This is a genomic window from Stenotrophomonas sp. YJH_SMC_20 (assembly GCF_059367845.1).
Genome location: NZ_JCAFRG010000003.1, coordinates 39,313 through 58,606 on the forward strand (window position 1 = coordinate 39,313; position 19,294 = coordinate 58,606).

The 19,294-nt window shown below is 66.0% G+C and carries 23 protein-coding genes, 4 tRNA genes and 1 riboswitch; of the genes, 18 read left to right on the top strand and 9 right to left on the bottom strand.

Translation table 11 applies throughout. The features are described 5' to 3' along the window. Positions 1-10 precede the first annotated feature (10 nt). Positions 11-739: an ATP-binding cassette domain-containing protein gene (locus AC5P6A_RS06110; RefSeq protein ID WP_180877542.1), complete on the top strand. Its 729-nt coding sequence runs from the start codon at positions 11-13 to the stop codon at positions 737-739. Continuing rightward, positions 736-1,656: an HlyD family secretion protein gene (locus tag AC5P6A_RS06115; RefSeq protein WP_180877543.1), complete on the top strand. Its 921-nt coding sequence runs from the start codon at positions 736-738 to the stop codon at positions 1,654-1,656. The genes AC5P6A_RS06110 and AC5P6A_RS06115 overlap by 4 nt, the downstream gene beginning before the upstream one ends. Before the next feature lie 2 nt (positions 1,657-1,658). Here AC5P6A_RS06115 and AC5P6A_RS06120 read toward each other — a convergent pair whose 3' ends face one another. Beyond that, positions 1,659-2,087 carry a hypothetical protein gene (locus AC5P6A_RS06120; protein WP_021202080.1) on the bottom strand — a complete coding sequence of 143 codons (429 nt, stop codon included), beginning with the start codon at positions 2,085-2,087 and terminating at the stop codon, positions 1,659-1,661. Between the two features lie 133 nt (positions 2,088-2,220). Here AC5P6A_RS06120 and AC5P6A_RS06125 point away from each other — a divergent pair. From AC5P6A_RS06125 to AC5P6A_RS06145, 5 genes are all read left to right on the top strand, one after another. Continuing rightward, positions 2,221-2,296: transfer RNA gene (locus AC5P6A_RS06125), tRNA-Gly, on the top strand. A gap of 142 nt (positions 2,297-2,438) precedes the next feature. After that, positions 2,439-2,514, top strand: a tRNA-Gly gene (locus AC5P6A_RS06130). A 66-nt stretch (positions 2,515-2,580) separates the two neighbouring features. Further along, positions 2,581-2,654: transfer RNA gene (locus tag AC5P6A_RS06135), tRNA-Cys, on the top strand. Between the two features lie 122 nt (positions 2,655-2,776). Continuing rightward, the gene (locus AC5P6A_RS06140) at positions 2,777-3,691 is read left to right on the top strand and encodes an ADP-ribosylglycohydrolase family protein (protein ID WP_180877548.1); all 915 of its coding nucleotides are present in this window, start codon (positions 2,777-2,779) and stop codon (positions 3,689-3,691) included. Positions 3,692-3,909: 218 nt separating this feature from the next. Further along, positions 3,910-4,179: a hypothetical protein gene (locus tag AC5P6A_RS06145; protein WP_005415995.1), complete on the top strand. Its 270-nt coding sequence runs from the start codon at positions 3,910-3,912 to the stop codon at positions 4,177-4,179. A 22-nt stretch (positions 4,180-4,201) separates the two neighbouring features. Here the strand turns inward: AC5P6A_RS06145 and AC5P6A_RS06150 are convergent, their stop codons facing one another. Beyond that, entirely contained in the window at positions 4,202-5,278 is a 1,077-nt protein-coding gene (locus AC5P6A_RS06150) for an alpha/beta hydrolase (RefSeq protein WP_164144434.1), read from the bottom strand. A 173-nt stretch (positions 5,279-5,451) separates the two neighbouring features. Between AC5P6A_RS06150 and AC5P6A_RS06155 the strand changes: the two genes are divergently transcribed. Then, complete coding sequence (locus AC5P6A_RS06155) at positions 5,452-6,285, top strand: AraC family transcriptional regulator (RefSeq protein WP_019658975.1); 834 nt, start codon at positions 5,452-5,454, stop codon at positions 6,283-6,285. 4 nt (positions 6,286-6,289) lie between these two features. Here AC5P6A_RS06155 and crcB read toward each other — a convergent pair whose 3' ends face one another. Continuing rightward, positions 6,290-6,682 (bottom strand): fluoride efflux transporter CrcB, encoded by a 393-nt coding sequence (gene crcB, locus AC5P6A_RS06160; RefSeq protein WP_021204393.1) that lies wholly within the window; start codon positions 6,680-6,682, stop codon positions 6,290-6,292. An 82-nt stretch (positions 6,683-6,764) separates the two neighbouring features. Beyond that, a riboswitch (Fluoride riboswitch) is annotated at positions 6,765-6,828 on the bottom strand. A gap of 22 nt (positions 6,829-6,850) precedes the next feature. After that, positions 6,851-7,252: an XRE family transcriptional regulator gene (locus AC5P6A_RS06165; protein WP_019658973.1), complete on the bottom strand. Its 402-nt coding sequence runs from the start codon at positions 7,250-7,252 to the stop codon at positions 6,851-6,853. 111 nt (positions 7,253-7,363) lie between these two features. On the opposite strand from AC5P6A_RS06165, the gene AC5P6A_RS06170 reads away from it, so the two are divergent. Continuing rightward, positions 7,364-7,573 carry a helix-turn-helix domain-containing protein gene (locus AC5P6A_RS06170; RefSeq protein WP_019658972.1) on the top strand — a complete coding sequence of 70 codons (210 nt, stop codon included), beginning with the start codon at positions 7,364-7,366 and terminating at the stop codon, positions 7,571-7,573. A 353-nt stretch (positions 7,574-7,926) separates the two neighbouring features. Beyond that, complete coding sequence (locus AC5P6A_RS06175) at positions 7,927-8,163, top strand: hypothetical protein (protein WP_019658971.1); 237 nt, start codon at positions 7,927-7,929, stop codon at positions 8,161-8,163. Position 8,164: 1 nt separating this feature from the next. On the opposite strand, the gene AC5P6A_RS06180 is transcribed toward AC5P6A_RS06175, so the two are convergent. Beyond that, positions 8,165-9,214, bottom strand: coding sequence for a 4Fe-4S dicluster domain-containing protein (locus AC5P6A_RS06180; protein ID WP_058980163.1), 1,050 nt, complete (start codon positions 9,212-9,214; stop codon positions 8,165-8,167). Continuing rightward, positions 9,211-9,498 carry a hypothetical protein gene (locus tag AC5P6A_RS06185; protein WP_019658969.1) on the bottom strand — a complete coding sequence of 96 codons (288 nt, stop codon included), beginning with the start codon at positions 9,496-9,498 and terminating at the stop codon, positions 9,211-9,213. The genes AC5P6A_RS06180 and AC5P6A_RS06185 overlap by 4 nt, the downstream gene beginning before the upstream one ends. Before the next feature lie 179 nt (positions 9,499-9,677). Between AC5P6A_RS06185 and AC5P6A_RS06190 the strand changes: the two genes are divergently transcribed. After that, positions 9,678-10,118 (top strand): group III truncated hemoglobin, encoded by a 441-nt coding sequence (locus tag AC5P6A_RS06190; protein ID WP_021204395.1) that lies wholly within the window; start codon positions 9,678-9,680, stop codon positions 10,116-10,118. 44 nt (positions 10,119-10,162) lie between these two features. Beyond that, on the top strand, positions 10,163-11,572 hold the full coding sequence (hemN, locus tag AC5P6A_RS06195; RefSeq protein ID WP_019658967.1) for an oxygen-independent coproporphyrinogen III oxidase: 1,410 nt from the start codon (positions 10,163-10,165) through the stop codon (positions 11,570-11,572). Positions 11,573-11,595: 23 nt separating this feature from the next. On the opposite strand, the gene AC5P6A_RS06200 is transcribed toward hemN, so the two are convergent. Beyond that, positions 11,596-11,682, bottom strand: a tRNA-Leu gene (locus tag AC5P6A_RS06200). Between the two features lie 131 nt (positions 11,683-11,813). Between AC5P6A_RS06200 and AC5P6A_RS06205 the strand changes: the two genes are divergently transcribed. From AC5P6A_RS06205 to AC5P6A_RS06220, 4 genes are all read left to right on the top strand, one after another. Further along, positions 11,814-12,248, top strand: a complete 435-nt coding sequence (locus AC5P6A_RS06205; RefSeq protein WP_019658901.1) for a BLUF domain-containing protein — start codon at positions 11,814-11,816, stop codon at positions 12,246-12,248. A 142-nt stretch (positions 12,249-12,390) separates the two neighbouring features. Then, a complete protein-coding gene (locus AC5P6A_RS06210; RefSeq protein ID WP_180877544.1) occupies positions 12,391-13,677 on the top strand; it encodes a nucleotide sugar dehydrogenase in 1,287 nt (428 codons plus the stop codon). Positions 13,678-13,732: 55 nt separating this feature from the next. Continuing rightward, complete coding sequence (locus AC5P6A_RS06215) at positions 13,733-15,355, top strand: FMN-binding glutamate synthase family protein (protein ID WP_021204397.1); 1,623 nt, start codon at positions 13,733-13,735, stop codon at positions 15,353-15,355. 106 nt (positions 15,356-15,461) lie between these two features. Further along, positions 15,462-15,923, top strand: coding sequence for a GNAT family N-acetyltransferase (locus AC5P6A_RS06220; RefSeq protein ID WP_111102018.1), 462 nt, complete (start codon positions 15,462-15,464; stop codon positions 15,921-15,923). Between the two features lie 91 nt (positions 15,924-16,014). On the opposite strand, the gene AC5P6A_RS06225 is transcribed toward AC5P6A_RS06220, so the two are convergent. Both AC5P6A_RS06225 and AC5P6A_RS06230 read right to left on the bottom strand, forming a co-directional pair. After that, positions 16,015-17,262: a TIGR03862 family flavoprotein gene (locus AC5P6A_RS06225; RefSeq protein ID WP_155029261.1), complete on the bottom strand. Its 1,248-nt coding sequence runs from the start codon at positions 17,260-17,262 to the stop codon at positions 16,015-16,017. After that, a complete protein-coding gene (locus tag AC5P6A_RS06230; protein ID WP_134729552.1) occupies positions 17,249-17,683 on the bottom strand; it encodes an FKBP-type peptidyl-prolyl cis-trans isomerase in 435 nt (144 codons plus the stop codon). The genes AC5P6A_RS06225 and AC5P6A_RS06230 overlap by 14 nt, the downstream gene beginning before the upstream one ends. A gap of 70 nt (positions 17,684-17,753) precedes the next feature. On the opposite strand from AC5P6A_RS06230, the gene AC5P6A_RS06235 reads away from it, so the two are divergent. Next, positions 17,754-18,119 carry a DUF6164 family protein gene (locus AC5P6A_RS06235; protein WP_021204401.1) on the top strand — a complete coding sequence of 122 codons (366 nt, stop codon included), beginning with the start codon at positions 17,754-17,756 and terminating at the stop codon, positions 18,117-18,119. A gap of 366 nt (positions 18,120-18,485) precedes the next feature. Continuing rightward, positions 18,486-19,253: a sulfurtransferase gene (locus tag AC5P6A_RS06240; RefSeq protein ID WP_346714712.1), complete on the top strand. Its 768-nt coding sequence runs from the start codon at positions 18,486-18,488 to the stop codon at positions 19,251-19,253. Positions 19,254-19,294: the final 41 nt, after the last annotated feature.

Consider the following 19,294-nt stretch of genomic DNA (forward strand, 5'->3'; position numbering starts at 1 on the left):
GGACCGGCCGATGACTTCCACACGCGTCATCGCCACGACCCTGCAGGCCGAAGCATTGGAAAAAGGCTTCATGTCCGGTGATGTGCAGGTGCCGGTGCTGCGTGGCCTGTCGCTGGACATCTATCCCGGCGAGCTGACCCTGGTATCCGGCCCGTCCGGCTGCGGCAAGAGCACGCTGCTGTCGCTGCTGTCCGGCCTGTCCGCACCCGATGGCGGTCGCGTGCACGCGCTGGGCCAGGACGTGGGCCACATGACCCGCAGTGAAGTGGAGCGTTTCCGCCTGCACCATGTCGGCTTCGTGTTCCAGGGCTTCAACCTGTTCCCGGCACTGACTGCGTTGGAGCAGGTGCAGCTGCCACTGGGCTACCGCGGCATGCGCAATCGCGAAAGCGAGCCGCTGGCCCGCAAGGCGCTGGAAGAAGTCGGCCTCGGCCATCGAAGCCACATGCGCCCGGCGCAGCTGTCCGGTGGCGAGAAACAGCGCGTGGCGGTTGCCCGCGCGTTTGCCAAGTCGCCGACCCTGATCTTCGCAGACGAACCCACCAGCGCGCTGGATGCCGAGAACGGCCAGCGCGTGATCGACATCCTGCATCGCTACGCACGTGCGCATGGCGCCACCGTGCTGTGCGTGAGCCACGATCCGCGCCTGATCCGGCATGCCGATCGGGTGATCGCCATGGAAGACGGCATGGTCCGTGATGACCGCCGCCAGAACGAAACCGTAGAGTCCGCCCCATGACCAAGACGTCGCATCTGCTTCCCCTCAGCCTGGCCCTGTCCGCGGCACTGCTGCTCGGCGCCTGTTCCAGGGAAGCGCCCACCGCTGCATCGGCCCCCTCAGGCAAGGAGGGTACTGCCGCCGCCGGCAAGGTCGCCGTGGCGCGGGGCATCATTGACGTCGAAGGTGGCCTGGTCGCGCTGGCACCGCCGGTGGATGGCTCGATCATCGCCGCACCGGTGAAGGAAGGCGCCACGGTGAAGAAGGGGCAGCTGTTGTTGTCGCTGGATGGTGCCCTGCTGCAGCAGGAGGTGGCGATGGCCAGCGCCGATCTGGCCTTGGCCAATGACCGCCTGAAGGGCAGCCAGGCGCAGCTGCGCGAACTGGAGCGCAACGCCACTCGCCTGTCCACGGGCGCCAGCGAAGGCGTGTCCTCGAACCAGCAGGCCGATGCGGCCAAACAGCAGCTGGCTGCTGTGCGTGCCGATGTCGACGTGGCCGGTGCACAGGTCGACATGGCGCAGCACAAGCTGGAGCACGCGAAGCTGAAACTGCAGCAGATGTCGTTGAGCGCGCCGGAAGCCGGCACCGTGGTCGGCCAGGTGCCGGGCGTCGGTGCCTTCGTGCAGGCGGGCAAGCCGGCGATCTCGTTGCTGCCGGCGCGCCCGCTGCAGGTGCGCGCCGAACTGAGCGCCGCCTACGCCGATGCGGTGCAGGTAGGCATGAAAGCGGCGGTGGTACCGGACAGTGATGGTGCCGAGAACACTGGCACGCTGCCGACCGCACGCGTGGTACGCATCAGCCCGGTGTTCGCGCAGGCACGCCTGCCTGAAGATGCAGGGCGTGGCGTGGCCAAGGTGGTGGAGTGTGTGCTGGAGTTCGATGGCGAGGCCAAGGCACGCTTCGGCCAGCATGTGCGGGTAGAGTTCCGGAAGTAGGCCTAGCGTGGTGGCGGACGCCTGAACGCCCGCCACGCACTCACCGCCGACACCCCGCACAGCGCCAGCAGCAATCCCACGTCCAGCAGCAGCAACCACAGCAGGTGCATGCCTTGTACCGGCGGCTGGTGCATCGCCGACAGCATCCACGGCACCGACCACACCAGCAGCAAGGCAAAGGCGATCAGCAGACGCAGCCACAGGCGTTTCAGTTTCCAAGGCCGCACGATCAACGCGGCCACCACCAGCTCAACCGTTCCCAGCAGCGCGAACAGGATGACGGTGCTGGTCGGGTAGGGCAGCTCAGCGCCTTCCAGTCGGTGCAGCAGCCAGTAGTCCGGGGTGAAACCGGCATTGACCAGCGCGGCGATCAGCGCCAGCCAGGTCAGCGCGACCAGCAACCAGAACAGGCGGACGTAGCGTCTCGGCATCGGCGGTGTCCGTGCTTGGGCGGGGCAGCGTACCCCAGCGCGGACGCCCGTGACCGCATGATGTGAAGACTGTTGACGGCGTGAAGGAATTTGGACACAATGGCGCTCCTTCGACGCAGGTCGAACGGAATCTGCGGGAATAGCTCAGTTGGTAGAGCGCAACCTTGCCAAGGTTGAGGTCGCGAGTTCGAGTCTCGTTTCCCGCTCCAGATTCTACAGGGCCCCGGTAGGGGCCTTGTTTTTCTCCCGCCACGGCAAGGCGGGGCACGTTGGGCCACAAGGCTTTACGCGCAGTCAGAAAGGTGAAATCGCTGGTGTGTTTTCCGGATTTCCGGTAGCATGTCGGCTTACGCGGGAATAGCTCAGTTGGTAGAGCGCAACCTTGCCAAGGTTGAGGTCGCGAGTTCGAGTCTCGTTTCCCGCTCCATGTTCCGACAGGCCCCATCTTGGGGTTTTGTCTTGTCAGGGCTACGTTCCTGGCGTGAAGTACGTTGGCCTCATGGCAGAGTGGCTATGCACCGGATTGCAAATCCGTTTACAGCGGTTCGATTCCGCTTGAGGCCTCCAATTGAAAAGCCCTGACTCCGGTCAGGGCTTTTTTGTTTGGCTGCGATCGATTCCCCGCTCGCGCGATCGCCACCCGACCTGGCGGTCAGTCATGGCGGATGCGGTGGCGCTACACTCGCGTGATGAACCAGATTGATCATTTCCGCGGGGCTTTGCTCGGCCTGGCGTGCGGCGATGCCGTCGGTACCACGCTGGAATTCAAGCCCCGTGGCAGCTTCACCCCGATTACCGACATGGTGGGTGGTGGGCCGTTCCACCTGCAGCCGGGGCAATGGACTGACGATACTTCCATGGCGATGTGCCTGGCCGAGAGCCTGGCGCGCTGCGACACCTTCGACCCCCGCGATCAGATGAACCGCTACGCCAACTGGTACCGGCACGGTTACTGGAGTGCGACCGGCGAATGCTTCGATATCGGTATGGCAACGCGAGCTGCGATCGACCGGTTCCTGCAGGACGGCCATCCGCTGGCGGGGAGTGACGACGCACGCAGTGCTGGCAATGGCTCGATCATGCGTTTGGCGCCGGTAGCATTGCGCTACGCCGGGACTCCCGATCTGCAGGCCATGGCCGAGCTGAGTTCGCGGACGACGCACGCTGCGCAGGAGTGCCTGGAGGCGTGCCGCTTGCTGGCGGTCGCGCTGGAGCGGGCGTTGGCAGGGAGCACCCGCGACGGGGTGCTGGATCTCAGCAATGTCCCCGTCAAGAGCGCGCGGCTGCAGCAGATCGCAGCGGGCGGCTATCGTGATGCGACGCGTGAGCAGATCCGTGGCAATGGCTATGTTGTTGACAGCCTGGAAGCTGCACTCTGGTGCTTTGATCGCCACGATACCTTTGAAGCCGTCGTACTCGAGGCGGCCAACCTTGGCGAGGATGCCGACACCACGGCCGCCATCGCTGGGCAGCTGGCGGGCGCATTCCATGGCGCGCGCGGAATCCCCGGGCGGTGGTTGCAGCGGCTGGCCCTGCGTGCCGAAATCCAGGCGCTGGCCGATGCGCTGCACGCCTTGAACCAGGGCAGCGACCGCGCTGCGTGAGTCGGGTTCCCTGCCTGTGAACTGCGCCGGCAGGATGCTCCCTGCCGCCGCCATTTCCGACGCCGCGCTGCTTCACCTGCAGCCGTTCGCCACGTCCCGATCGCCAGTCTCAGCCGGCCACGACATGGAAAGGCGCTATGGTCGAGTTCCACGTCTCAGGGAGCCGCAATGGCGAGCACAGACATCACGCGTCGTTCCAGCCACGGAGCGAAACGGAAATGAGCAAAGTCACGGCAGATGTGCGCTGGTTGACCTTCCGCTTGAAGAACGGGCAATCCATTGGCCCTGATCGGCTGAAGGACGGATGGGTCATCGCCTCGGAAACCGCCCGCTGCGGGGTGCGCCGCGAGCATATTGAAGGGTCGGGCCTGGTGTATGCCCTGTACGCGCCGGCCAACCTGGCCTCACCACGGCGCGCGGAAATGCGCATGCGCGAATTCCTGATGAGCTCGGGCTACACCTTCACGATGGGCACGCTGGGCGGCTGAGCTGCGCGCGGGCCGCGATTGTTCAACGCTGCGCGGCCTTCAACGCCTCGATGATCTGCGCTCCGGAGAAGCCACAATGGCCTTCGCCAACGGGCGGCAGCACCTGTGGCAGCGGACGGGCGCCGGCCCGTGCGGCCGTCTGCGGATACACTGTCTGCATGCGCGGCACGATCGTCGGGTCGTTGTTGTTGAACTGGATCACCAGCGGTCGCCTCAACGCACCGCTCAATGCCAGCTCCCTGCGGACAGCGGCCTGCGCGGCAGGCACGGCATCGACACGTCGCACGCCGGCATTGAACGCCATGTCGTCACCGAAGCCGCTGTAAGTCACGCCTCTGTTGCCCACCGGCATGCCGCCGCTGCGCGTGGCCAGTTCGTGCAGGACCAGTGCATGCAGGCTGATCGTGCCGGCCAGTGCATCAGCGGACACCTGCAGCCGCTGTGCCAGCAACGCGGCATGCGAGGGGCTGCGTTGCAGCGCATTGGAGATGCCTTGGTACAGTTCGCCCTGTGGCAGCGCAGCCGCTTCGGGTGAGAGCAGTCCCGCACCCGGCAGGCCTTCGGCCTTGGCAAAGAAGTAATCGAAAGCGACCAGCGTGGTCAGCAGATCACTCGCGATCTGTTCGCCACTGAGATTGGCGCCGCATAGCGACACACCACCGGCGTAGTGTTGCGGGAACCGCTCGAGGCTGGCGAGGGTCACGGCGCCGCCCATCGAAAATCCCAGCATCCAGATATGGCGCACATGCTTGAGTTCGGCCACTGCATGCCGGCGCAGGCGTTCCATGTCGGTGATCGCATCGGCCACCGCCCAGCCCTGGCTGGCATAGGCGCTCTGCGCGACGGCGTAGCCTGCAGCCAGCAGTGGCGCGGTGCCGTCATTGGCAGGCATTGGCGTAGCACGTGGCATGCCTACCGGCTCGTAGCCGTGCGCCAGCATCACCAGGTCACCGTTCCAGTCAGCCGGCACGTCCAGGCGCCACGGGGCCCTCTGCAACTGGCCACTGAACGTGCGCGGTGATGCAGCGGGTGCGGCCATCACCTGTGTCGCGGGGAATAGCAGGGCGAGGGTGAGGGCACATCGTAGCAAGTGACACATCACGGGCATTCCATCCGGGAATGGCGTCAGCTTAGACCCCGCCAGCAGCCTGCGCGCGCTGCACTGCCGCAGGAAGGGCGGGGGGCGCTCCCCGAGTCGATCACGTCCGCTACGGGAGGATTCCGATACGATGTGTCGCCTTGATCTCTTTCTACTTTACCCAGGGTCCCGTCATGGTCGACCGTCTCGCCATTCTGCTTGAACGCTTTGCGGTCACTGCCTCGGTGTTCCATGCCGGTGCGCTGTGCGGTATCAACATGCTGGAGGGGGAGAATGAGGCCGGGCAGCTGCACCTGGTGCGGCGCGGCCCGTTGCAGGTCAGCCACGGCCGGCAGACCGTGCAGGTCGAAGTCCCCAGCCTGCTGCTGTACCCGCGACCGATGCCGCATCGCTTCAGCACTGATCCGCAGCACGGCGCCGACATGGCCTGCGCCAACCTGCATTTCGAGGGCGGTCGGCTCAACCCGATCAGCGCCGCGTTGCCCGATTTCATCTGCATGCCGCTGGCGGATCTCCATGGCGGCAACGCAGCGCTGGAACTGCTGTTCGAGGAGGCCTTCGAGCAGCGCTGCGGACGTGCGGTGATGGTCAACCGGTTGTTCGAGGTAGTGATGATCCAGGTGCTGCGTCAACTGATGGAAGGGGGCGGGATGCGTGGTGGCCTGTTTGCCGGGCTGGGTCATCCACGGCTGCGGCTGGCACTGGTAGCAATGCATGAGGCGCCCGCACAGTCCTGGACCCTGGAAGACCTGGCCGAGGTTGCCGGCATGTCACGCAGCGTGTTTGCTGCCAGTTTCCGCGAGGCGATGGGTACCACGCCCGGGCAGTACCTGCAGGGTTGGCGGGTGGGCCTGGCGCAGCAGGCACTGCGTCAGGGGCGCCCGCTGAAACGGATTGCCGACGACGTGGGTTATGGCAGCGAAGCCGCGCTGTCGCGCGCGTTCAAGGCGCATACCGGGCTGTCGCCGCGGGAATGGCGCGGGCAGACCCGGGCCAGCGCGGCCTGAGCGCTCAGCCCAGCAGCAGCCGGGCCAGCTTCATGCCGCCGAACAGGCCGGCCAGGCCCAGTGCCACCGAGCCGCCGGCATACAGGGCCGCCAGCCCATGTTGGCCGCGCTGCAGCAGCAGGCCGATCTCCAGTGCATAGGTGGAAAACGTGGTGTAGCCGCCGAGGATGCCGGTGGCCAGCAACAATCGCAGCTGTGGCGAGGCGCCATTGCGCATCGCGAAGACCTCGACCACGACGCCCATCAGGAGCGCGCCGCTGATGTTGATCAGGAAGGTCGACCAGGGCCAGGGACTGCCGGCCACTACCCGCGCGCCGAGCAGATTGCAGGCGTGGCGCAGGCACGCACCGATGCCGCCTCCGATGAAGACCAGGAAATAGCCGTTCAGTGCGTGCATGGGGTGCCTCGAATACGGGTTCGCAGGGTCAATGGCGAACGCCGAGGGCAGGCACGACCCGCCGTCGACGAACACCGGGTTCGTCATGGCAGGAGCCATCAGCCTTCTCAGGCGGTTATCGGGGGAGCCCCATCCCCATCGAGGCCCATGCTACCAGCGGCGGTGCATTTACGTCATCGAGGTCGTCAGAACCCGGGCAACCTTGCTGCGGCTGAAGCCGTCCATCAGCAGTTCAAACGCGAGCAGATCCAAGGCCGCGTGGCGCCGGTGGTCGATCTCCAGACCGTTCTCGGCCACCAGATGGCTGACCAGCTCGTAGGCGTCCTGCCAGACATCCAGGTGGGCCTGGCTGGGGATGTAGGCATTGCCAGGCTCACCGACGCCAAGCCCGCTGACCCCGTACAGCAGCTCGCGTGCGTCCAGCTTGGCCGCATCGGCGATGCGGAACAGCTGTTCGGCCTTTACGTGCGAGGCGCTCACGTGGTCGTTGAGCCAGTTGCTGATGGTTGCTGTCGTTGATTTGGCGGCGCGTGCCAGATCGGCCGGGCGTGGGTGCCCGGCTTTCTTCATGGCTGCCGCGAGTCGTTGGCCGAGAGTATTCATCTATGCAAGCCAGCTTAACGCGTGGATTGCGAAGAAGCCTTGCCGCAAGAATCAGTCTGGTTAACAGAAGGACCGACCGTGACCGAATTCTGGAGCAAGCGGCAGGTACGAACCCGGCTGGGATTCCGCACCGACGCGGAACTGGCGCGCTTCTTTGGCATCAGCCGTTCCGCAGTGTCGCAATGGCCGAGGGACTTTCCCATTCCTCCATTGCGGCAGTACATCCTCCATCAGCGCTACCCGAACCTTTTTCCGACAACTGAAGCGCGGGCAGACGAATCCATCTGATTTGCGCCGCCTTTTGTCGCATCCAGCCTGCTTAGCCCGATGCGCTAAGTACACTTAGCAAAATAGGCAAGTTCAATCGATCCCAAGCTGATAATCAGTGCCGCCTACTGCGGACGTCGTGCTGTGCTTCCTGACGCCTGTCGGCTTCGCCCCATCCGGCACCCCCAGGGCCCCGTATGTAGTTTCGTGAACGATTAATAATTTCAATCACGAAAGTCGCTGCATGTAATTGACCTGTCGTGAAATCTGTGACTAATTGGAGTCAACCAGCCGTGAAGCCTGGGAGTCTTTCAGTAGCACGCAAGTGAGTCGGTAGACCGTCAACGATGCAGGACAAGTCCAACGGAGGTCGTATGGAATACGGCATGAATGGCTTGGCTGAACGGGTACGCCGCGAACTGGAAGCCAGTTATCACAAACACGGATGCGGTCCGGCGTTCTGGGATACCTACCAGCAGGTGCTGGATCGCCTGGTCCCACAGGGGACCGAGCGTACCGAAGTCACCAACGAGATGGCGCTGATCATCGAACAGTTGGGCATCGTCCGGCGCGCCCAGCTTGTGCCGCCGCACGCCAACGCGTCGCGTTGATTCAGAGCAGGCGCCAGGCGCCGCAGGCAAGCAGCGCGAGCAACAAGGACAGCAGGGCCAACGTCCGGGGTCGCCACAGGCGCTTCGGTTGTCCGGCCATCGCCTGCGGACTGCAGTAGCGCACCAGCCCAGGACCGAAACCGGCCCGGAGCTGTTGTTGTGCGCAGGCCTCCAGGCAGGCGCCACAGGCCAGGCAATCGGCCTGCGGTCCCTGGCGGATGTCCAGTTGCATCGGGCAGGCACGGACGCAGGCTGCGCAATCGGTGCAGTCACCCAGGCGGTCGGCGCTGAAGGTCGGCATCGGTCCTGCCAGCAGCGGATGCGCAGCGCGGAATACGTAGTCCTGCGCAGTGGTCGGGTCGAGCAGGCCGCGGCCACGGCCCAGCACCCCGCCGAGACCGGACGGGCGTGGCCCGCGCGGCTCACCGCGGCGGGCGTCGTACAGCATGCGCGGCGTATGCGGATCGGTCAGCAGCGGCTGCATGCGTGCGAACGGGCACAGCGAACGGCACACCTGCTCACGCAGGAACCCGGCGTTTCCCCAGGTGGCGGCGGCGTAGAACAGCACCCAGAACGTTTCCCAGCCGCTCCAGCCAGCGCTTGGCGCGGCGGCCAGCAATCCGCTGATCGGGCTGAACAGGCCGACGAAGGTGATGCCGGTCCACACTGACAGCAGGCCCCAGGCCAGCTGGGTGGCTGGGCCTGCCGCAGGTGCGGGCAGTACCCGCGCCGCGCTGCGGGCGATCCAGTCGAAGGCACGGCGCCACAGCGTCTGCGGGCAGGCGTGGCCGCACCAGACGCGGCCGGCGAGGTGGGTCAGCAGCGCGAGGCTTACTACCAGTACCGCCAGCAGGCCGATCAGCGCGCCGACGTCGCCGGGCCACAAGGTCCAGCCAAACAGGTCGAATCGCCGCGCGCTGATGTCCAGCAGCAGCGCCTGGCGTCCTTCCCAGCGCAGCCACGGCAGTGCGTAGAACACCACCAGCAGGGCAGCGCTGAGCGTGCCGCGCCAATGCCAGGGACGGGGTACCCGGGTGCAGGACGTGCTCATCCCAGCGGCAGCTCCTCGTCGTCATCGCCCGGCAGGGGCCGCTGCAGGTACCAGGTGACCGCGCTGGACAGTGCAGTGACCGACCAGAACATGAAGAATCCTGCCGTATAGCCCAGTTCGCGGCTGATGGCCGTGCCCGGGAAACTGATGGCCTGCAGGCGCAATGGATCGACGAAGGCGAAGAACACCACGCTGGCAACGCCGGCGGCGATGAAGCTGGGCCAGAGGATCGCGCCCCAGTGCTGGATCAGCCGCTGGCGGCGGTTGGGAAAAGGTCTGTTCATGCTGTCCCCGATCGAAAAGTGGGCGGCGCGTATACTTCGCCAGGATCGGCGCCGTATCCGCAGGGCATGCTTCCTGCAAGCGTGCCAGCCTAGGCGCAGCGGATTGCGCCGACATTGATCTGGATCAACGGCGCTGCCGCCTGGGTGCGGCAGCCTGCCTGCAAGCTTTGGATGCCCCGATGAACGCAACACAGCCGCCTGTCCTCCCCGTCGCCTCGCCCGGGTTGTGCACCGAGCAGGAAGTGACCCGACTGGTCCACGATTTCTATGCCCGCGTGCGAGCGGAAGAGCGGCTGGGACCGGTGTTCGAGGCGCACGTGCACGACTGGCCCGGGCACCTGGCGCAGCTGGTCGACTTCTGGTCGGCGATGCTGCGCGGCACCCGCCGCTTCAAGGGCTCGCCGATGTCCAAGCACATGGCCATCGAGCTGGACAAGGACCTGTTCGACCGCTGGCTGGTGCTGTTCCGGGCCACCACTGCCGAGTGCGGTAACCCGCCGATGCAGGAACTGGCCAACGACGTGGCTGCGCGGATCGGTGACACCTTCTGGAAGCGCTACCAGATGCTGCGCTGGCCGCAGGTCGGCCTGCCGGTACTGGGGATCGCCGGCAAGCATTGATCTGGGTCAAGGCGGCATGGGCCGCCTGGCGCGATGCTGGGGGCATGGACACGTTCTCTCCCGCTGCCGGTGGCCTGGCCTGGACCTTCGACCCCGATCTGCTGCGCCGGCACGACCGGCCCGGGCCGCGCTACACCTCGTATCCGACCGCGCCCCATTTCCACGATGGCTTCGGCGCGCCGGCGCTGCGCCAGGCGATCGCCGACAGCAACCAGCTGGCCCGCGCGCTGTCGCTGTACGTGCATGTGCCGTTCTGTTCCAGCCCCTGCTTCTACTGTGGCTGCAACCGGGTGATCACCCGCGACCGCGGACGTGGCCACAGCTATGTGTCGCGCGTGCTGGCCGAGGCCGACCTGCTGGCGCCGCAGTTCGAGGACGGCCGTGAGGTCATCCAGCTGCATCTGGGCGGTGGCACGCCGAATTTCCTCGAGGCCGAGGCGATGACCACGCTGGTGGAAGGGCTGCGCCGGCGCTTCGATTTCAGCGATTCACCGCAGCGCGATTTCTCGATCGAACTCGATCCACGCTTCATCGACACCCGCGACGTCGCCATGCTGGCGCGCCTGGGATTCAACCGGGCCAGCCTGGGCGTGCAGGATTTCGACCCGCAGGTGCAGGAATCGATCAACCGCATCCAGGGCGTGCAGCAGACACTGGACATCCTGAGCGCCTGCCGCGACAGCGGCATGCGTTCGGTCAACGTCGACCTGATCTACGGCCTGCCCGGGCAGAGCCTGGAGGGGTTCGGCCGCACCCTCGATAGGGTGCTGGCGCTGCGTCCGGACCGCCTGGCGGTGTACGGATACGCGCATCTGCCGCATCTGTTCCGTGCGCAGAAGCAGATCGACGAAAGCCGCTTGCCTTCGCCGGAGGACAAACTGGCGCTGCTGGGTCTGGCGGTGGAGACGCTCTCTGCGGCCGGCTACCAGTACATCGGCATGGATCACTTCGCATTGCCGGAAGAAGATCTGTCGCGCGCACAACGCGCCGGGCAGCTGCATCGCAATTTCATGGGCTATACCACCCACGCCGATACCGATCTGCTCGGCCTGGGCGTGAGTGCGATCAGCCACATCGGTGCCACCTACAGCCAGAATCCGCGCGACCTGCCGTCATGGGAGGATGCCGTGGACCAGGGGCAGCTGCCGGTGTGGCGCGGCGTGGCGCTGAGCGCTGACGACCAGCTGCGTGCGGAACTGATCCAGCAGTTGATGTGCCAGGGCGAGGTCGATGGCGTGCAGCTGGGTCAGCGCCACGGCGTGGATTTCGAACAGTACTTTGCCGAGGACCTGCATTCGGTACAGCGGCTGCAGGAAGACGGCCTGGCCGAATACCGCGATGGTGTGGTGCGTTCCAGCGAACCGGGGCGACCGCTGCTGCGGTTGCTGGCGATGTGCTTCGATCCGTACCTGCGTGCCACTCACGAGCAACCGCGTTACTCGCGGGCGATCTGAGTGTGGGTTGCGCGGCGTGCGTATGGTGCCCGGAGCCGGAATCGAACCGGCATGGGGTTGCCCCCGGCGGATTTTAAGTCCGATGCGTCTACCAGTTTCGCCATCCGGGCCAGCAGCGCGGCGCCGATTGTAGCCCACCTGCGGTGCCTCGGCCTGTTTGCATCACGGCGGTCGCGTGCTTAACTGCCGATCGTATTCATGTCATAGTCCCTGCCATCGTTCCCAGGGGGGGAGCCATCTGATGTCGCTGCACGCGATTGCCTATGCCAGCGAGGCCCGCGCCGATCTGCAGACAACCGATCTTGACCGCCTGCTGGCCGATGCCACGGCATTCAATCGTGTAGCTGGAGTCACCGGCGTCCTGATGTTCGATGGCAGCCGTTTCCTGCAGTACCTCGAAGGCCCGCAGGACGGCATCGATTCGGTGTTCCAGCGCATCCTCAACGCGCGCAGCCATGGGCAGCTGCACGTACTGTGCCGCGCTCCGGTGGTGCAGCGGGCATTTCCGCGCTGGTCGATGGGTACGCGGCGCATCGAGCCAGAACCACTGGCGCAGATCGTCGACGCCGCTTGGCCCGGCTTCCTGCTTGGCAGCGGTGGATTTGAACGCCTGCTGCAGGCCTGGACCGGTGCCGACGGTGAGCTGGAACCGGCGGCGGTGGCGTTGGGGTCCTGAGCCCGCCTTGGCGGCAGGGCGCCGGGGCCGGTAGGCTGTAGCCTTTCTGGCGCAGGTTTTCCGGAGTGGTGCAGCAGATGAGTGTGTTGGCCGAAGCCATGGCAGCGTATGTGCGATTGCATCGATTGCATGGGATGTGCCGATGAGTGTGCCGGTTGCGGCGGCCAGCGACCCTCGGTTTGCGGTGGTCGGCCTGGGCTATGTCGGCCTGCCGTTGGCGGTGGCGTTTGGCCGGCACTGGCCGACGTTGGGCTTCGATATTGACGCCGGTCGCATCGCCGAGCTGCGCAGCGGCCAGGACCACACACTGGAAATGGAAGCCGACGAGCTGGCCAGTGCGCACCTGTTGCAGTACGGCAGCGATCCGGCACTGCTTGATGCCTGCAATGTCTACATCGTCACCGTGCCGACCCCGATCGATGCCTACGAACAGCCCGATCTGGAGCCGTTGCGTTCGGCCACGCGCCTGATTGCCAGCCATCTCCGCGCCGGAGATCTGGTGATCTACGAGTCCACGGTCTACCCTGGAACCACCGAGGAAGTGTGCGTGCCGCTGCTGGAACAAGGGTCCGGCCTGCGCTTCAACGAAGACTTCTACTGCGGCTACAGCCCCGAACGGGTCAGCCCCGGTGACCGCCAGCGGCGCCTTGCCGACATCCGCAAGATCACCTCCGGATCGACCCCGGAGGTCGCTGCGGTGATTGATGGCCTGTACCAGCGCATCATTGCCGCCGGTACGTTCCCGGCCCCTTCGATGCGCGTGGCTGAAGCGGCCAAGGTGGTCGAGAACATCCAGCGTGACGTCAACATCGCGCTGGTCAACGAGCTGGCCCTGATCTTCGACCTGCTCGGCATCGACACCCAGGACGTGCTGGATGCCGCCGGCAGCAAGTGGAACTTCCTGCCGTTCCGCCCGGGCCTGGTCGGTGGTCACTGCATCGGCGTCGATCCGTACTACCTGCTGCACAAGTCCGAGAGCGTGGGTTACCACCCGGACCTGATCCACACCGCGCGACAGGTCAATAACCGCGTCGGCGAGCACGTAGCGGCTCGGGTGCTGGCGATGCTGGCCGAGCGTGGCCGTGCGCCGGCGGATGCACGCATCCTGGTCCTGGGCGTGACCTTCAAGGAGGATTGCCCGGACCTGCGCAACAGTCGCGCGTTGGAACTGGCACAGCGCTTGCGCGATGCCGGTGCGAGGGTCGAGGTAAGCGACCCGTGGGTCGGCCCGGCGGCATTGACCGGCGAGGGCCTGGACTGGCTGGCCGAGCCCGGGGCAGGGCGCTATGACGCGGTGGTGCTGGCGGTGGCCCACGCCCGTTTCAAGGCGATGGATGAATCCGCAATCCGCGCGCTGCTGGCGCCCGGTGGCCTGGTCTACGACGTGAAATCGGCCTGGCCGCGCAACGTGGTTGACGATCGTTTGTAAGCCCCGGCTGCGAACGGCGCGGTAGACTCGGGGGCAGTTGCAACCGAGGAACGCCATGCACCGGTATATCGTCTACCTGCTCGCCATCCTGATGTTCCCGATATGCCTGTGGCTGGCCACGATCTGGCCAGCCTGGTACTGGGGCGTCGGCCTGACTGCCGCGATGGTGGCGCTGGGGACCTGGGACCTGCTGCAGAAACGCAGCACGTTGCGCCGCAATTATCCGGTGATGGCGCACTTCCGTTACGGGCTGGAGTCGATCGGTCCGGAGATCCGCCAGTACTTCGTGCAGAGCGACCTGGAAGACGTGCCGTTCTCGCGCCAGCAGCGCGCGCTGATCTACCAGCGCGCAAAGAACGAGATGGACACGGTGCCGTTCGGCACCCTGCGCAGCACTTATGCGGTGGACTACGAGTGGATCAACCATTCGCTGGCACCGACGACGATTGCCAAGCATGACTTCCGCGTCCTGATCGGCCCGAACTGCGCCAAGCCTTATTCGGCCAGCGTGTTCAACATCTCGGCGATGAGCTTTGGCTCGCTGTCAGCCAATGCGATCCGCGCACTGAACGAAGGCGCGCGCCGCGGTGGCTTCTACCACGACACCGGCGAAGGATCGATTTCGCCCTACCACCGCGAAATGGGCGGCGACCTGGTGTGGGAGATCGGCTCGGGGTACTTCGGTTGCCGTGACGAGAAAGGTGGTTTCAGCGAGGAGCGCTTCGTTGCCAACGCTACCCACGATCAGGTCAAGATGATCGAGATCAAGCTGTCGCAGGGGGCCAAGCCGGGCCACGGCGGTGTGCTGCCGGCACCGAAAGTGACCGCCGAGATCTCGGTGACCCGTGGCGTGCCGATGGGCGTTGACTGCGTGTCGCCGTCGCGCCATTCGGCGTTCTCCACGCCGGTTGAACTGTTGCAGTTCGTGGCCCGCCTGCGCGAACTGTCCGGTGGCAAGCCGGTCGGTTTCAAGTTGGCCATCGGCCACCCGTGGGAATGGTTCGGCATCGCCAAGGCGATGCAGGAAACCGGCCTGTTGCCGGACTTCATCGTGGTGGATGGCGCCGAAGGCGGCACCGGCGCGGCACCGGCCGAGTTCGTCGATCATGTCGGCGTGCCGATGCATGAGGCACTGCTGCTGGTGCACAACACCCTGGTCGGCCTCGACCTGCGTGAGCGCATCCGCATCGGCGCGGCCGGCAAGATCACCAGTGCTTTCGACATCGCACGGACCATCGCGTTGGGGGCCGACTGGTGCAATGCCGGCCGAGGCTTCATGTTCGCGCTGGGCTGCATCCAGTCGCTGAGCTGCCATACCGACAAGTGTCCGACCGGGATCGCTACCCAGGATCCCGCGCGCTGGAAACATCTGGATGCACCGGACAAGGCTGCTCGTGTCTACAGCTACCACGAGCACACGCTGCATGCCTTGAAGGAACTGCTGTGTGCCGCTGGCCTGAACGACCCGGCTGAACTTGGGCCGGAACACATCCTGCGCCGTGTCTCGCCGGTGGAGATCCGTTCGCTGGCCTCGTTGTACCGCTACCTGGAGCCAGGCGAACTGCTGCACAAGGTGCCCGACCATGCGGTGTTCCATGCGTTCTGGGCCGATGCGCGCAGCGACTCGTTCCAGCCACCGCCGAAGATCCAGGCGCTGCGCGCCAGCAAGTCGCGATAACGTGATGTTGTAGAGCCGAGCCCATGCTCGGCTGATCTTCGTTCCAACATCGCGATGCGTGATCGAGAAGCAGCCGAGCATGGGCTCGGCTCTACAAGGAGATGTAATGCAGTTCAGGACCGGCACCATGGATGACGTGGCCATGTTGTGGGCGCTGCGCACGCGTTGCGTGCGCGAGACCTGCAGCAGCCATTACCCGCCCGAAGTCATTGCGCCCTGGTCTGCCTCGCCGCCACCGTCGCAGTATGCGCGGCTGTTGTCGCAGGGCGGATGCGTAGTGGCCGAGGACGGGCAGGGTGGCCTGCTCGGCTTCGGCGTCTTTGATGCCGATGCCAATGAAGTCGATGCGTTGTTCGTCAATCCGGATCATGGCGGCCAGGGCATTGGCCAGGCGTTGATGCAGCGCCTGCTGGCGATGGCCGATCGTGAACGTGAGGTGGTGCTGTCGGCCTCGCTCAACGCCGTGCCGTTCTATCAACGCCAGGGGTTCGTCAGCGTGCGCGAAGAGGCCTACCCGCATCCCAGCGGCGTGGCGCTGGCTTCAGTGAGCATGCGCCGGCCGTGGTGAGTGACCTTTCCCGGCGTTAGATTCAAGCCGAGCATGGGCTCGGCTCTACAGGTAACGCCGTCGAGCATGGCTCGACGCTACAAGGCAGGCGTCACCGCCCGGCCAGCCACCTGATTACGCCTTCCGCAGCACGCAGGCCACTGGCGTAGCACGCGGTCAACAGGTAGCCACCTGTCGGCGCTTCCCAGTCCAGCATCTCGCCGGCGCAGAACACGCCGGGCACTGCCCGCAGCATCAGGCCATCATCCAGCGCATCCAGGCGCACGCCGCCGGCGGTGCTGATCACCTCGGCCATCGGCCGGGGACGCAGCAGGCGCAGCGGCAGGCGCTTGAGCGTAGCCGCCACGGCAGGCAGGTCGCTGCCCGCTTCTTTACCCAGAATCTCGAACACCAATGCGGCTTTCACTGCATCCAGGCCGGCTTGGCGGCGCAGGTGCTCGCCGAAGCTGCGGCCCTTGCGTGGGCGTGACAGATCGGCAAGCAGGCGCGCCTCGTCGCGGCCCGGTACCAGATCCAGCCACAGCATCGCGTGGCCCTCGCGGTTGATGGTCTCGCGCAGGTCCGCCGCCATCGCATAGATCAGGCTGCCTTCGATGCCGTACTCGCTGGCCACGCATTCGCCCTGCAGCGACCGTGGCTGTCCGGCCAGGTCGATCCAGTGCGCGACCACCGGCTTCAACGGCGCGCCGGCATTGCGTTGGGCGAAGAATGGGGTCCAACCCACGTCGAAACCGCAGTTGGCCGACTGCAGTGGTGCGATGTCCACGCCACGGGCCTGCAGTGGCGCGACCCAGGCGCCGTCACTGCCCAGCTGCGGCCAGCTGCCGCCGCCCATGGCCAGCAGGGTGGCATCGGCATGTACTTCAACGGCGCCATCTTCGGTTTCAAATCGCAGCGCGCCATCCTCACCCCAGCCGATCCAGCGGTGGTTGGCATGCAGGCGCACACCCTGTTCCTTCAGCCGGCGCACCCAGCCACGCAGCAGCGGCGCAGCCTTCCGGTCGACCGGGAACACGCGGCCGGAGCTGCCCACATAGGTCTCCACGCCCAGGCCGGCGGCCCAGTCGCGCAGCGCCTGCGCATCGAAGTCGTCCAGCCAGCGGCCTACGGCCGTGGACTGCTCGCGGTAGCGGCTGTCGAACAGCGGACGCGGATCGGAATGGGTGAGGTTGAGCCCGCCCTTGCCGGCGATCAGGAATTTGCGGCCGGGCGACCCCTTGGCCTCGTACAGGTCGACGTCCAGCCCGGCGGCGCGCAGGCGCTCGGCGGCGAACAGGCCGGCCGGGCCACCGCCGATGACGGCGACGCGGTGGGGCATGGCGGCATCACGGTTTGACATCGAGCAGCTCGACGTCGAACACCAGCGACGATCCGGCCGGAATCGGGCCGACCTTGCGGTCGCCGTAACCGTAGTCCGGCGGGATCATCAGCGTGCGCTTGCCGCCAACTTTCATGCCGGCCACGCCCTCATCCCAGCCGCGGATGACCTGGCCGGCGCCAAGCGCGAAGGTGAACGGTTGGCCGTGCTTGAAGGAGCTGTCGAAGGTCTTGCCGTGCTTGGTCTCGGTACGGTTGTCGTAGATCCAACCGGTGTAGTGCACGGTGACCTTGCTGCCGGGAACGGCTTCAGCACCGGTACCTGGCACGGTATCGATCCGCTCGAAGGCGGTCAGGGTGCCGCCGGGCGGGGGGCCGGACGGTTCGGTCGAGCAGCCAGCGGCGGCGAGGGACAGCAGCAGGGGAAGCAGCAGGCGGCGCATCGGGCGTCTCCGGTAGGGCGCAGGTCGAGGGCGGCAAGGGTAGCGCATCGGCGCCGGGTATCATGGGGACATGGCAAAACTCCTGCTCAATCTGCGCAATGTCGGTGACGACGAATACGCCGATGTCTGCACGCTGCTCGACCAGCACGGCATCGCCTGGTACCGCACCGAACCCAGCCCCTGGGGCATTTCCAACGGAGGCCTGTGGCTGCGCGAGGACGCCGATCATCCACGTGCGAAGGCGCTGATGGCGGAGTACCAGGCCGAACGCGGGCCGCGCATCCGTGCCGAGCGTGAGCAGGCATTGCGTGATGGCACGGCGGAGACCTTCGGCAGCCTGTTCCGGCGGCGGCCGCTGTTCGTAATGCTGGTGCTGCTGGGGATGGCCGCTGCCGCTGCGCTGGTGCTGCTGCCGTTCGTGCTGTTGCGGGGGTAAGGGGTTTCGGCCGGGTTGCACCCGGCACCCGCAGACGCAACGGCGACGTCAAAAGCCGGGCTTCAGTGGGAGGGTGGGGCGGTGTGGGCAGGCGGGGGACGGCAAACGCTGCTCCTGCGTGCCTCGTAGAGCGCCTTGCTCGTGTGCGCTGTCCTGCGCACACGGCAAGACCGGGGTTGGGCGTCCTGCCCAACCCGCCCGGCGCATGCCCCGGGCCCATGGCGCTCTGCGCCCCCGCCTGCCCACACCGCCCCACCCCTGACAGATTCCGGGTGTCTGCCGGGCTTGGGGTCGGATCCCTCTGCTGCGCAGAGGGCACTGACCCCTGAATCTGTCTGTGCGGGCGGGAGGCGCTAAAATGGCGGGATGATCGCCAATACCGCTGCCTACCATTTCGCCGTCATCGACGCCCCTCAGGCCCTGTGTGACCAGCTGCTGGCGCGTGCCGAGGCGGCACAGCTGCGCGGCACGATCCTGGTGGCGGGCGAGGGGCTGAACCTGTTCCTGGCGGGTGCGCCAGAGGCGGTCGAGGGTTTCTACGCAGCGCTGCGCTCTGACGCGCGCTTTGCCGATATGCGGGTCAAGACCAGCTTCAGCGAGCACCAGCCGTTCGCCCGGCTGAAGGCCAAGGTGAAGAACGAGATCATCAGCTTCCGCCGTGATGACGGCCAGCCGCTGGACTATCCGCGTGCGCCGGCGGTGGATCCGGCCACCGTGCAGCGCTGGCTGCGGCAGGGGCATGACGATGCCGGCAAGCCGGTGGTGATGCTCGATACGCGCAATCTGCAGGAAGTGGAGTACGGCACCTTCAAGGATGCGCTGGTGTTGCCCATCCACAAGTTCACCGACCTGCCGGAGGCGCTGGCGCCGCACCGCGAAGCACTGAAGGACAGCACCGTGGTCAGTTTCTGCACCGGCGGCATCCGCTGCGAGAAGGCGGCGCTGTGGATGGTCAACGACGGCATGGACAACGTGCTGCAGCTGGACGGTGGCATCCTCGGCTACTTCGAGGAAGTGGGCGGCGAAGGCTACGAAGGCCGCTGCTTCGTGTTCGATGAGCGCATTGCGCTGGATGCGGAACTGAAGCCGATGGTCGACCAGCCGTTGCCTGATCCGCGCCCCAGCGCGTTCTAAGCCGGGATGTCGATTCCCCGGTAGAGCCGGCCGCTGGCCGG

Coding starts and splice junctions, on each gene's coding strand:
- AC5P6A_RS06110 (WP_180877542.1), top strand. CDS start 11: ATGACTTCCACACGCGTCATCGCCACGACCCTGCAGGCCGAAGCATTG.
- AC5P6A_RS06115 (WP_180877543.1), top strand. CDS start 736: ATGACCAAGACGTCGCATCTGCTTCCCCTCAGCCTGGCCCTGTCCGCG.
- AC5P6A_RS06120 (WP_021202080.1), bottom strand. CDS start 2,087: ATGCCGAGACGCTACGTCCGCCTGTTCTGGTTGCTGGTCGCGCTGACC.
- AC5P6A_RS06140 (WP_180877548.1), top strand. CDS start 2,777: ATGAACCAGATTGATCATTTCCGCGGGGCTTTGCTCGGCCTGGCGTGC.
- AC5P6A_RS06145 (WP_005415995.1), top strand. CDS start 3,910: ATGAGCAAAGTCACGGCAGATGTGCGCTGGTTGACCTTCCGCTTGAAG.
- AC5P6A_RS06150 (WP_164144434.1), bottom strand. CDS start 5,278: ATGTGTCACTTGCTACGATGTGCCCTCACCCTCGCCCTGCTATTCCCC.
- AC5P6A_RS06155 (WP_019658975.1), top strand. CDS start 5,452: ATGGTCGACCGTCTCGCCATTCTGCTTGAACGCTTTGCGGTCACTGCC.
- crcB (WP_021204393.1), bottom strand. CDS start 6,682: ATGCACGCACTGAACGGCTATTTCCTGGTCTTCATCGGAGGCGGCATC.
- AC5P6A_RS06165 (WP_019658973.1), bottom strand. CDS start 7,252: ATGAAGAAAGCCGGGCACCCACGCCCGGCCGATCTGGCACGCGCCGCC.
- AC5P6A_RS06175 (WP_019658971.1), top strand. CDS start 7,927: ATGGAATACGGCATGAATGGCTTGGCTGAACGGGTACGCCGCGAACTG.
- AC5P6A_RS06180 (WP_058980163.1), bottom strand. CDS start 9,214: ATGAGCACGTCCTGCACCCGGGTACCCCGTCCCTGGCATTGGCGCGGC.
- AC5P6A_RS06185 (WP_019658969.1), bottom strand. CDS start 9,498: ATGAACAGACCTTTTCCCAACCGCCGCCAGCGGCTGATCCAGCACTGG.
- AC5P6A_RS06190 (WP_021204395.1), top strand. CDS start 9,678: ATGAACGCAACACAGCCGCCTGTCCTCCCCGTCGCCTCGCCCGGGTTG.
- hemN (WP_019658967.1), top strand. CDS start 10,163: ATGGACACGTTCTCTCCCGCTGCCGGTGGCCTGGCCTGGACCTTCGAC.
- AC5P6A_RS06205 (WP_019658901.1), top strand. CDS start 11,814: ATGTCGCTGCACGCGATTGCCTATGCCAGCGAGGCCCGCGCCGATCTG.
- AC5P6A_RS06210 (WP_180877544.1), top strand. CDS start 12,391: ATGAGTGTGCCGGTTGCGGCGGCCAGCGACCCTCGGTTTGCGGTGGTC.
- AC5P6A_RS06215 (WP_021204397.1), top strand. CDS start 13,733: ATGCACCGGTATATCGTCTACCTGCTCGCCATCCTGATGTTCCCGATA.
- AC5P6A_RS06220 (WP_111102018.1), top strand. CDS start 15,462: ATGCAGTTCAGGACCGGCACCATGGATGACGTGGCCATGTTGTGGGCG.
- AC5P6A_RS06225 (WP_155029261.1), bottom strand. CDS start 17,262: ATGTCAAACCGTGATGCCGCCATGCCCCACCGCGTCGCCGTCATCGGC.
- AC5P6A_RS06230 (WP_134729552.1), bottom strand. CDS start 17,683: ATGCGCCGCCTGCTGCTTCCCCTGCTGCTGTCCCTCGCCGCCGCTGGC.
- AC5P6A_RS06235 (WP_021204401.1), top strand. CDS start 17,754: ATGGCAAAACTCCTGCTCAATCTGCGCAATGTCGGTGACGACGAATAC.
- AC5P6A_RS06240 (WP_346714712.1), top strand. CDS start 18,486: ATGATCGCCAATACCGCTGCCTACCATTTCGCCGTCATCGACGCCCCT.